Origin of the sequence: Dactylosporangium sp. NPDC049525 (genome assembly GCF_040676755.1) — a bacterium.
Lineage (GTDB): Bacteria > Actinomycetota > Actinomycetes > Mycobacteriales > Micromonosporaceae > Dactylosporangium.
Map to the genome: position 1 here is coordinate 169,233 of NZ_JBFAPO010000008.1, position 10,519 is coordinate 179,751.

The following is a 10,519-nucleotide window of genomic DNA, read 5'->3' on the forward strand; positions in this document are numbered from 1 at the left end:
CGCACCAATGATTCAGCCAGGACCGAATCGTCGCGGCGGGATCGGTAGGGTCGGGTCGTGGAGGAGCTGGCGTTCTCGACCGCCGACCTTGCCCGCACCCGCTTCGTGGTCTCGCCGATGTGGGAGGCCGGGCCGAGTTTCCGGTTGCTGGCGCGGGGGCGGGCCCACGCCGTACACCAGACCTGGATCGACGACGTCCGGCCCAGGGTCGCCGCGGCCGGGCTGGACGCCGGGTGGCTGGCCGAGCTGATCCCGCCGGCCGGGTACGTCCCGGACTTCCTCAACCCGGCACCCGCCGGCGCGGCCCCGGCCCTCGCCGACGAGGTCGCCGCGATCCGCGCCACGCCGCCCGAGCGGGTCCGCCGCGACCTCGCCCGCCTCGGCCGGCAGGAGGGCGGCCTCGGCCCGCACGCCCGGGCCCTGCACGCCGACCCCGCCACCCATCTGGCGCGGCTGACCGGCGAGATCGAGGCGTACTGGGCGCTGGCGATCGCGCCGTACTGGGCGCGCATCCGCGCGGTGCTCGACGCCGACGTGTTCCACCGCGCCCGGCACGTCGCGGAGCGCGGCGCCGGGCACCTGCTCAACGACCTGCACGCCTCGATCACGTGGGACGACACCGCGCTGCGCCTGGCCCGCCGCCCAGGATCGCTGCCGCGGGGCACGGCCGCGCCGGGGCTGCTGCTGATCCCGTCGGTGTTCACCGGGCCGGACCTGTTCACCAGGTCGGCGCCGCCGGATCCGCCGCAGCTGGCGTACCCGGCCCGCGGCGCCGGCACCCTGTGGCAAACCCGGCCCGCGACCGGAGCCCTGGCCGCCGTGCTCGGCCGCGCACGGGCCCGGCTCCTGGCTGAGCTCGGTACACCGGCGTCCACCACCGAACTGGCCCAGCGGACCGGCCTGTCCGCGCCCGGGGTGTCGCAGCACCTGACCGCGCTGCGCGACGCCGGCCTGGTCAGCGCCCACCGCGCCGGCCGCCGGGTGCTCTACGCCCGCACGAGCGCCGCCGACGCCGTCCTCGACGCGGCCGTCGGGTAGACGGGCATGACGACGCGAGGAACGGCCGCCTACGACCACGCCGGCGACCTGCCGGAGCTCGTCGCGGCGGCGGTCGCCGCGGCGCGCCGGGCCGGCTTCGGCAACTCCTGCGGGCCGGAGCACGGCGAACTGCTGCGCACGCTGGCCCGCGGGATCGGCCCCGGCACGATCGGCGAGACCGGGACCGGCTGCGGCGTCGGGCTCGCGTGGCTCGCCAGCGGCGCACACCCCGGCGCGCGGCTCGTCAGCGTCGAGCACGACCCCGCCGTGGCGCGCGTGGCCGCGGCGGTCTTCGCCGGGGACCCGCGCGTGGAGATCCTGACCGCCGACTGGCGGGCGCTGGTCCGGCACGGCCCCTTCGACCTGCTCGTCCTGGACGGCGGTGGCCACGGCAAGCAGGGCGGCGAACCGATCGACGTCGACGTGTGGCTGCGGCCGGGCGGCGTGCTCGCGATCGACGACTTCACGCCGTCGCGCGGGTGGCCGCCACTGCACCGCGGGCAGCCGGACCACGCCCGCCTGCACTGGCTGCTGCACCCGGCCATGCTGACCACCGAGCTGCGGCTCACCCCGTCGTCGGCGAGCCTGGTCGGCCGGCACACCGGCATCAGGACCGTTTAGGCTGGCGCGGTGACCGCCGCCGAGCTGCCCGCGTTCCACTTCGCCTTTCCGGGGCCGCTGCGCGACGCGCTCGTCGCCGCCGTGCTGGACGGGACGAAGACCACCACGACCGGTCTGGTGCAGGACTTCGAGCTCGACGGCGTCCCGCTGCCGGCCGCCGGTGACCGTGCCGCGGTCGTCGACTCCGCCGACCGGCGGGTCGCGGTGATCGAGCTGACCCGGGTCGAGGTGCGCCGCCTCGGCGACGTCGACGCCGTGCACGCCCACGACGAGGGCGAGGGCCACGACACCGTCGCCGCCTGGCGGGCCGGCCACGAGGAGTACTGGCACGGGCCCGACTACCGCGGCTGGCTCGGCGACCCGCAGTACACCGTCGACGACGACACACCCGCGGTGCTGCAACGCTTCCGGCTGGTCGAGGCGCTGTCCTAGAGGGCGGCGCCGCCGTCCACGGCGAGGGCGGCGGCGACCTCGGTCAGGACCGCACGCCACTGGGCCTCGTCCTGCTTGGGCAGCACGTCGTCCCACAGCGGCAGGCAGCTGCCGCGCAGCTGCGTCAGCCCGGCGGGGCGGCCCATGAACCACAGGTGCAGGTGCGTCGAGCCGTCACCGATCTTCGACGAGTGGACCCGGCCGATCCCGCCGACCGACATGATGGCCCGCTCGACCCGCTGCAGCATCGGCCCGATCTCGGCGGCCCGCTCCGGGGGCAGGTCGCCCAGGTCGTGGTGGCCGATCGGGCACAGCAGCACCACGACCGGGATCGCCGTGGGGCCGCCCGCGTGCCGCAGCATCCAGTGCTCGTCGGCCCACACCGCCCGCCGCAGCCCGTCCTGGCAGATGTCGCACGCCTGCGGCCCGTCCTCACCGTTGCGCGGCGGCTCGGGCAGCACGGGCGGGTCGAGCGCGCGCACCCGCAGGTCGCCGTCGAACGGGAACGTGTCCCAGCCGGGGATGCCGTCGCCCTCGAAGGGCGTGGACGGCCCGCCGACGGGCAGGTGCGTGAGGAACCGGTCGGTCATGCCGACGATCATGCCAGGATGACGGCCATGGATCTCACCCGTCGGGTCATCGTCGCGCTCGACTTCGACACCGCCGAGGACGCCGAGGCGGTCGTGGACCGGCTCGGGGACGCCGTCCAGTCGTACAAGATCGGCCTGCAGCTGCTGACCGCCACAGGTCCGTCGCTGGTCACCGCCCTCGCCGCGGCCGGCAAGGGCGTCTTCCTCGACCTCAAGCTGTTCGAGATCCCGACGTCCGTCGCGGCCGCGGTCCGGGCCGCCGGCCGGCGCGGCGCCACGATGGTGACCGTCCACGCCTCCGCCGGGTCCAGCATCCTGCGGGCCGCGGTGCGGGCCGCCGCCGAGTTCCCGCGGCTGCGCGTGGTCGCGCTGACCGTCGTCACCAGCCTCACCGACGCCGACCTCGCCGAGGTCGGGGTGGCCGCGACGACCGGGGAGCAGACCGCCCGGCTGGCGCTGCTCGCCCGGGACGCTGGCTGCCACGGCGTGGTCGCCGCACCCCACGACGCGGCGACGCTGCGCGGGCTGCTCGGCCCCGACCCGCTCATCGTCACGCCCGGCGTCACGCTGCCCGTACACCCGGCCGCGACCGACCACGCCCGCCCGGCGCACCCGGCGGACGCCTTCCGCGCGGGCGCGTCGCACGTGGTCATCGGCCGCGCACTGACCCGCGCCCCGGACCCGGCGGCCGTCCTCGCCGCGATCGCCGAGGAGCTGCGGATCAGCGGCGGCGCCGTAACGCGTCCAGCGGGGCGACGAACAGATAGCGCCAGCCGGTGACGGTCCGCCCCCAGGCCTCGTACCAGGCCTGCTGCTCCTCGATGGTGACCACGTCCTTGCCGTCGGCCGGGTCGAGGACCTCGACCAGGTCCCGGACGTCCGAGCGGCGCCACCGCCGCAGCGCGTAAGCGACCTCGCCACCCGACATGCTCCGCGACATGCCGGAGCCGTGCACGTCGCGCCGGGCGCCGTTGCAGCACAGCAGAATGCCGTCCGCTTCGAGCTGGCGGCGCAGCTCCAGCAGCGACTCGTGCAGGTCCTCGCCGGATGCCGCCCACTGCCGTCCGTCGGGCGCCCGCAGCAGCAGGTCGTCGGCGTCGGTGCGGCGCAGCGCCCACTCGTGGGTGCCGTCCGCGGTGCGCACCCGCATCTTCCGCGGGCGCCCGTGGGCGGCGGTCAGGGCCCGCTCGGCCTGCTCCACCAATGCGGGCACGAGGTCGGCGGCGGACGGCAGGTCGGTGATCAGGTCGACGGCCTCGCCGGCCCAGACCGGCAGCGGCGGGATCGCGCCGCTGGCCACGTCGTCCTGGTAGTCCTGCCGCGCCCGGGCGTCGGCGGCCAGTTCGGTCTCCCGGCCGCGCCACCGGTCGAGGTACGGATGCCCGAGCGTCCGCGCGGAGTACCGCGACGGCCAGCGCGACCCGCGGGCGATGTCCAGCACCGTGCTGCGCTCGGTGTCCTCGCTGCGCCCCTCGACGATCGCCTTGGCGACCGCAGGATCCACGAGCGCCTCGGCGGTCGCCTGGAAGCGGGTGCCGATCACCGCCCCGGCCGCACCCAGCGCGAGCGCCGCCGCCACCCCGCGCCCGTCGGCGATCCCACCGGCGGCGAGGACCGGCACCGGATCGGCGAGGTCCACCACGACCGGCACGAACGGCAGCGTCGAGCGCCCGCGCCCTGCGCCGTGCCCGCCGGACTCGGTGCCCTGCGCCACGATGACGTCGGCGCCCACGTCCACGGCCCGCCGGGCCTCCTCGAGGTCGGTGACCTGGACGATGAGCACGGCACCGGAACGCCGGACGAGCTCCGCGTACGGCGCCGGATCGCCGAAGGACAGCATGACCGCCCGCGGCCGGTGCTCCAGCGCCCGCTCCACGGCGTCCGCGTCGAGCATCCACGTGAGGAAGCCGATGCCCCACGGCCCGTCGGTGCCGGCGGCCACGATCGGCACCTCCCGGTCCAGCCACGCACGGTCGCCGTCCGCCGCGCCGAGCATGCCGAGCCCGCCACCCTGGGAAACGGCGGCGGCGAGCGCACCGCCGGCGGAGCCTCCCATCGGTGCCAGGACGATCGGATGTGGTACCCCCAGCAGCTCCGTGAACCGCGTCGTCAGCGCCATGCGCCCATCATCGTCTATTTCGCGCGGGCCCGGATCTGCGCGGCGCAGCCCTCGGCGACCGGCGCCCACTCGGTGCCGAACACGTTCATCGATGCCGCTTCCGGGTCCGACTCCTGGCGGACGACGGAGCCGAAGAACGCCAGCATCTTCTCCTCGTCGAACCGTTGCGCCAGGCAGGTCACGGTGAGCAGGGCAATGCCGTACCGGGCGCGGCGGTCGTCGTCGGACGCATCCGCCGGTATCCCGTCGAGCGTGACCGTGCCGTCCCAGCGCCCGGCGCGCAGGTAGCGCCGCACCGCCGGCAGCCGGTCCCGGGTCCACGCGCCGTCCCGGTCCGCGACGTACTCCGCCAGCCCCTCCGTGAGCCACCAGAGCCGCCGTGGGCTGTCCTCGTCGCCGAGGCTGACCACGTGCGTGAACTCGTGGGCCAGCAGGTTCACCGTCCCGATCTGGTCGGCCCGGATCGCGACACCGTAGGACCCGGCCGAGTAGCTGCCCGCGCCGTCGACCTGGCCGTTCCACCAGGTACGCCACTGCTCGGGCCCGGCGAGATACACGACGTACCGTTTCGGCGGCGGCCCCCACCGGGCGTAGCGGTCGGCGATGTCGGCGGCTTCGTCGGCGGCCGCGAGGATCCGGTCGAGGTGCCCGGCGAGGGAGGCCGGCGCGGCCACGATGGCCCGCCGCCCGGCGACGCCCTGCAACGCCGTCAGGTCCCACGGGAGCACGGTCCGCTGGAACGCGGTCGCGACCGCCCGGCCGTCCCGCACCGTCCACGTGCTCGGCAGCACCAGCTCGACCGGCTCACAGCCGGGGTCGCCGAGGCAGTACCCGATCTTCACGGTGACGCTCCACCGGTCGTCGGCCTCCTCCGGCATGCCCGTCGCCTGCGCCGTCCACCGGGCCACCCGCAGCGCCCGCAGCGAGTGGAAACGTTGCGTGAACTCCTCGTGCAGCGCGGCATCGACGGACGCCAGGTAGCCGTCCAGGTCCCCGCCGAGCAACGCCTCGCCCTGCGCGGCGAGCCCGGCGTTGATGAGGTCGGCCTTCACCTCGGCGGGACTCTTCGCCCGGGCGGGCGCGCTCGGCACGGCGACGGTCTCGGGCCTCGCGGCGCGCGCGACCGTGAGGTACAGCGCCGCGACGAGGACGAGCACGATACCCGCGGCTATCAGCCACAGCCGCCGCCTCGACGGCCCCGGCTCCGGCGGCGGGACCGGCCCAGCGGAGGAGGACGTGAACGGCAACGGCACGCCGTATCCGCCCACCCCGACAAACTCGACGGGCCGCGGCTCGTCGTCCTCCTGAGTCCTCACGCGCGCAACCTACTGGATCTTCATGCACCCCGCTACCAGCATCATGGCGTACCGTCGCGGCGTGCACTTCGTCTACCGGACGCACTACGAGGGGCCGCTGAGCCGGCGGGTCCGCCAGCTGCCCGACCGCAGCGTGCTGGAGTGGTTCCGCCGCGGCTGGGGCTGCGACGAGCCGCGGGACTGGGTCGAGGCGGAGCTCGGCGGCTACGTGTACGGCCTCGGCTCGATCTTCGAGGCGGCCCGCACGAACGGCCTCGCACCTCCGCAGACCGTCGACGAGCTGCGGACGCTGCTGCACGCACACCTGTACGTCGAAGGCGACGCCGACTTCATCCGGCTCGACGAGCACAGCCTGCGCGTGCGTACCGACGACGACGAGGTCGAACTGGCCTACTTCTTCCTCGACGACGAGGTGGTGGCGGCCTCCGGCGAGCGGCTCGCCGTGCTGCTGCACGACTCCTGGCCACTACCCGGCGACGCGGGTGACCCGGCGCCACCGGGCGACGCGACGACCTCCATGGTGCTCCTCACCCACTACGACGGCGAGACCCTGGCCCGGCTGGAGCCCTTCGTGTTCCCCGGCGTCGACCTGCCCGGCCTGGCCGGGCACCTGCGCGCCGCCGACCCGGCCGGGCAGGACTGGCCGCCGGAACTGCTCGTGCTGCGGGCCCTCGTCGCGCCGGACGACACCACCGTCGAGCCGGCGCTGCGGCGGTGCAACCTGTGGCCGGGCTTCAACCTCAACGACGGGCCGTGGCCGCGGGGCATGCCTGACGCGCACGCCGCCGTGCACCGTGAGGCCGCCGATTTGATCGCGGTCGGCGAGTGTACGGACGGACGCGACCCGGACGCGTCCCTGCTCCGGGTCGACGACCACCTCGCCCAGCTGGCGATGCACTGCAGCGAGGCGTTCGGATACCAGCAGTGGTTCCTGTTCGACACCGTCTGGGCAGCGGCGCATCCGGACCTGGCGCGGTCGCTGCTGCGGTACGCCGGACACTGGGACCCGCTCGACTGATGTGTGACCATCACGGGGTGCTGATTGTGATGTGTGGCCTGCAGGGGACCGGGAAGAGCACGATCGCCGGGCAACTGGCCCGGGAGCTGCCCGCGCCGGTGCTGCCCGTCGACCCGGTCGAGGTGGCGCTGTGGGCCGCCGGGATCGACCGGGACCAGCCGACCGGGCTGGCCGCGTTCGTCGTTGTCGGCGCGCTCGCCGGCGCGATGCTCAAGCTCGGCCAGACCGTCATCGTCGACGCCGTCAACGACGCCGAGGTGGCCCGCCAGCAGTGGCGCGACCTGTCCGCCCGGCACGAGGTGCCGCTACGCTTCGTCGAGGTCGTCTGCTCCGACCCGGACCTGCACCGGCAACGCCTCGAGGACCGCCGCGACGTCGACCTCGCCGGCGCCGCCGAACCGACGTGGGAGTCCGTCGAGGCCCGCCGCGAAGGCTTCGAAGGCTGGGCCGACGAACGCCTCGTCCTGGACTCCGTCGACCCCGTCCCCGACAACGTCCGGCGCGCCCTGGCCTACGTGCGTCCGACCTGACCGGTGTTGTGACCGGTGTCCTGACCGGCGTTGCCGTGCCCCGGCCGGTCGGGAAGGATGCGGGGATGGAAATCCTGGCCCTCTTCCGGCCGGTGATCGGCCACCCGTGAGCCTGCATTACGAGTGGATGCTGTCGCTGCGGCTGCGGCCCGACACACCCGCGACGTTCCTGGACGAGGTCCGCTACCACCTCGGCCTGACCGACCAGCGCCCCGAGCACCCTGAGCTCGACGTCGACTGGCCGTGCCTGGTCACCAACCCCGCCGACGATCGCCTGCCCGGCGGCGGTGCCGGATCGCTGATCGCGCAGCGCCCGTACCTGAACCGGCCGGGCTCCTTCGGCCTGCACCTGCGCATGTACGTCGTCGACGACGCCATGTACCACCTGATGCAGACCGTGCCACGATGGCTCGCCCGCCGGTCGCTGACGCAGGGATGGATCGGCTTCGCACGGGAGGAACTCGCCCTGGACACGTGGCTGAACTTCTACGTCCAGGACGGCTACGCGTACATCGGCGAACCGGGCGGCACCGTCGGCGCCTTCGACGATGCGGCGCCCCCGTTCACCATGTTGCAGACCTTCGACGCCCTGTAACGCCGATGCCGGATGCCGTGGAGATCGTCGACTACGACCCGGCCTGGGTCGCGGTGTTCACCGCACTCGGGCGCACGCTGCGCGAGTCACTCGGCGACATCGCGCTGCGCATCGACCACATCGGCTCGACGGCGGTGCCGGGACTTGCCGCGAAGCCGATCGTCGACGTGCAGATCTCGGTGCACTCCCTCGAACCGGGCGACGGGTTCCTGGTGCCGCTACGGGCGCTCGGGTACGTGTACCGCGCCGACAACCCGGAGCGGACCAAGCGGTACTTCCGGGAGCCGCCGGGCCAGCGGCGCACGCACCTCCACGTGCGGCGGGCCGGCAGCTTCGCCGAGCAGTTCCCGCTGCTGTTCCGCGACTATCTGCGGTCACACTCCGCCGCGGCGGACGAGTACGCAGCGGTGAAACGCCGTTGCGCACAGCGGTTCCGGCACGACCGCCAGGGTTACGTCGAGGCGAAGGACACGTTCGTCTGGCAACTGATCCGCCAAGCCGACGGCTGGGCGCAGCAGGTCGGCTGGCAGCCCGGCCCGAGCGACGCCTGAACCCGTCACGGCGACGCGTCGGCCCGCTGAAACTCGCTCGTGCGCGTCGCCGGTCGCGGGGACGATGCGACGATGACAGGAGCACCTGAGGGATTCAGCTACCGCGTCCGCAAGAGCGGCGACATCGAGCTGCTGCACCACGGCCGCCCCGCGGGCGTGCTCCGCGGCGCGGCGGCCGCCCGGTTCCTGGTCGACGTGGACAACGACGACCCGCAGGAGCTGATGGCCCGCCTGACCGGCAACTACAAGCACGGCAACGAACGCACCGCGAAAGACCACCCACGCAACCGCCGCAGGTAGCCCCACCCACCGCCCGCCGTCACGGTTACCCGCCGTCACGGTTGCTCGCGGTCGTGGTGGCTCGGTGGCTTGGCGTCACGGTTGCTCGCGGTCGTGGTGGCTCGGTGGCTCGGCATCGCGATGACTCGGCGGCTCGAGGGCCGGCGCTGGGCGGCTCGACGCGCCATTCGGCGCGAGCGTGCTACTCGTTGTCGCGGCGGCGCGGCGGCGCGGCGGCACGGCGGCACGGCGGCACGGCGGCGCAGCGGCGCAGCGGTTCGGGGCTCGGCGGCGCGGCGGTTCGGGGCACGGCTCGGCTGGGCGGCTGGGCGGCTGGGCGGTTCGGAGCGCGGCGGCTGGGCGCGGCGGCTGGTGGCTCGGGTCGCGGCGGTTCAATGCGCCATTCGGCGCGAGCGTGCTTTTCGGCGGCGCGGCGGTTCGGGGCGCGGCTGGGCGGCTCGACGTGGCATTCGGCGCGAGCGTGCTATTTGTTTGTCGCGGCGGTGTGGCGACGCGGCGGTGTGGCGACGCGGCGGTTCGGCGGTTCGGGGCGTGCCTGGGCGGCTGGCGGTTCGGGGCGCGGCGGCTGGGCGGCGGCTGGGCAGGCGCGGTGGCTGGTGGCTCGGGTCGCGGCGGTTCAGTGCGCCATTCGGCTCGGCGCGCCATTCGGCGCGAGCGTGCTATTCGTTTGTCGCGGCGGTGTGGCGGTGTGGCGATTCGGGGCTCGGCTGGGCGGCGTGGCGACGCGCGGTTCGGGGCGCGGCTGGGCGGCTCGACGCGCAATTCGGCGCGAGCGTGTTATTCGTTGGCGTGGCGGCGTGGCGGCGTGGCGGCGTGGCGGTTCGGTGGTTCGGCAGCGCGGCTGGGCGGTTCGGTGCGCGGCTGGGCGGCTGGGCGGCTCGACGTGCCATTCGGCGCGAGTGCGTTATTCGTTGTCGCGGCGGTGTGGCGGTGTGGCGGTGTGGCGGTGTGGCGGTGTGGCGGTGTGGCGGTTCGGCGGCGTGGCGGCGTGGCGGCGTGGCGGCGTGGCGGCGTGGCGGTTCGGGGGCGTGGCGGTTCGGGGCGCGGCTGGGTGGCTCGACGTGCCATTCGGCGTGAGCGTTCTATTCGGCGGTGTGGCGGTTCGGCGGCTCGGGCCACGGCTGGGCGGCTCGGGGCGCGGCGGTTCAGTGCGCCATTCGGCTCGGCGCGTCATTCGGCGTGAGCGGGCTCTTCGTCGCGGCAGCGTGGACCAGCGGAAGCGACCCTCTTGCCTGCTCCACAACCCAGGCCATGAACCCGGGCAGTGGAGCAGGCGGCGGTTCGGCGGTTCGGGGCGCGGCGGCTGGGCGGCTGGGCGGTTCGGGGGCGTGGCGGTTCGGGGCGCGGCTGGGTGGCTCGACGTGCCATTCGGCGTGAGCGTTCTATTCGGCGGTGTGGCGGTTCGGCGG

General features: G+C 74.6%; 12 protein-coding genes. 9 read left to right on the forward strand and 3 right to left on the reverse strand.

The features are described from left to right. Positions 1 to 57 precede the first annotated feature (57 nt). Genes AB0K00_RS15355 through AB0K00_RS15365 form a run of 3 tightly spaced genes read left to right on the forward strand, consistent with a single transcriptional unit; the run spans position 58 to position 2,091 of the window. Positions 58 to 1,038 (forward strand): DUF5937 family protein, encoded by a 981-nt coding sequence (locus AB0K00_RS15355; protein ID WP_363520782.1) that lies wholly within the window; start codon positions 58 to 60, stop codon positions 1,036 to 1,038. A 6-nt stretch (positions 1,039 to 1,044) separates the two neighbouring features. Then, entirely contained in the window at positions 1,045 to 1,659 is a 615-nt protein-coding gene (locus AB0K00_RS15360; RefSeq protein ID WP_363520785.1) for a class I SAM-dependent methyltransferase, read from the forward strand. Positions 1,660 to 1,668: 9 nt separating this feature from the next. Further along, positions 1,669 to 2,091, forward strand: coding sequence for an ASCH domain-containing protein (locus AB0K00_RS15365; protein WP_363520787.1), 423 nt, complete (start codon positions 1,669 to 1,671; stop codon positions 2,089 to 2,091). Here AB0K00_RS15365 and AB0K00_RS15370 read toward each other — a convergent pair. Next, entirely contained in the window at positions 2,088 to 2,681 is a 594-nt protein-coding gene (locus AB0K00_RS15370; RefSeq protein WP_363520789.1) for a hypothetical protein, read from the reverse strand. The two genes, AB0K00_RS15365 and AB0K00_RS15370, sit on opposite strands and share 4 nt — an antisense overlap. Before the next feature lie 27 nt (positions 2,682 to 2,708). Between AB0K00_RS15370 and pyrF the strand changes: the two genes are divergently transcribed. Continuing rightward, positions 2,709 to 3,461, forward strand: coding sequence for an orotidine-5'-phosphate decarboxylase (gene pyrF, locus AB0K00_RS15375; protein WP_363520791.1), 753 nt, complete (start codon positions 2,709 to 2,711; stop codon positions 3,459 to 3,461). Here the strand turns inward: pyrF and AB0K00_RS15380 are convergent. Both AB0K00_RS15380 and AB0K00_RS15385 read right to left on the reverse strand, forming a co-directional pair. Continuing rightward, positions 3,403 to 4,800, reverse strand: coding sequence for a nitronate monooxygenase (locus AB0K00_RS15380; protein WP_363520793.1), 1,398 nt, complete (start codon positions 4,798 to 4,800; stop codon positions 3,403 to 3,405). The genes pyrF and AB0K00_RS15380 overlap by 59 nt on opposite strands. Positions 4,801 to 4,814: 14 nt before the next feature. Next, entirely contained in the window at positions 4,815 to 6,116 is a 1,302-nt protein-coding gene (locus tag AB0K00_RS15385) for a hypothetical protein (RefSeq protein ID WP_363520796.1), read from the reverse strand. Between the two features lie 61 nt (positions 6,117 to 6,177). Between AB0K00_RS15385 and AB0K00_RS15390 the strand changes: the two genes are divergently transcribed. The 5 genes from AB0K00_RS15390 to AB0K00_RS15410 all read left to right on the forward strand — a co-directional run bounded on the left by AB0K00_RS15390 (position 6,178) and on the right by AB0K00_RS15410 (position 9,110). Next, positions 6,178 to 7,134, forward strand: coding sequence for a hypothetical protein (locus AB0K00_RS15390; RefSeq protein ID WP_363520799.1), 957 nt, complete (start codon positions 6,178 to 6,180; stop codon positions 7,132 to 7,134). 17 nt (positions 7,135 to 7,151) lie between these two features. Further along, a complete protein-coding gene (locus AB0K00_RS15395) occupies positions 7,152 to 7,664 on the forward strand; it encodes an AAA family ATPase (RefSeq protein ID WP_363520802.1) in 513 nt (170 codons plus the stop codon). 106 nt (positions 7,665 to 7,770) lie between these two features. Continuing rightward, positions 7,771 to 8,259 (forward strand): hypothetical protein, encoded by a 489-nt coding sequence (locus AB0K00_RS15400; protein ID WP_363520805.1) that lies wholly within the window; start codon positions 7,771 to 7,773, stop codon positions 8,257 to 8,259. 5 nt (positions 8,260 to 8,264) lie between these two features. Beyond that, positions 8,265 to 8,810, forward strand: a complete 546-nt coding sequence (locus tag AB0K00_RS15405) for a GrpB family protein (protein WP_363520807.1) — start codon at positions 8,265 to 8,267, stop codon at positions 8,808 to 8,810. Positions 8,811 to 8,882: 72 nt separating this feature from the next. Continuing rightward, on the forward strand, positions 8,883 to 9,110 hold the full coding sequence (locus AB0K00_RS15410) for a hypothetical protein (protein WP_363520810.1): 228 nt from the start codon (positions 8,883 to 8,885) through the stop codon (positions 9,108 to 9,110). Positions 9,111 to 10,519: the final 1,409 nt, after the last annotated feature.

What these genes read in the sequence shown, in the direction of transcription:
- AB0K00_RS15405 (WP_363520807.1), top strand. Translation starts at nt 8,265, where the DNA reads ATGCCGGATGCCGTGGAGATCGTCGACTACGACCCGGCCTGGGTCGCG.
- AB0K00_RS15360 (WP_363520785.1), top strand. Translation starts at nt 1,045, where the DNA reads ATGACGACGCGAGGAACGGCCGCCTACGACCACGCCGGCGACCTGCCG.
- pyrF (WP_363520791.1), top strand. Translation starts at nt 2,709, where the DNA reads ATGGATCTCACCCGTCGGGTCATCGTCGCGCTCGACTTCGACACCGCC.
- AB0K00_RS15410 (WP_363520810.1), top strand. Translation starts at nt 8,883, where the DNA reads ATGACAGGAGCACCTGAGGGATTCAGCTACCGCGTCCGCAAGAGCGGC.
- AB0K00_RS15370 (WP_363520789.1), bottom strand. Translation starts at nt 2,681, where the DNA reads ATGACCGACCGGTTCCTCACGCACCTGCCCGTCGGCGGGCCGTCCACG.
- AB0K00_RS15380 (WP_363520793.1), bottom strand. Translation starts at nt 4,800, where the DNA reads ATGGCGCTGACGACGCGGTTCACGGAGCTGCTGGGGGTACCACATCCG.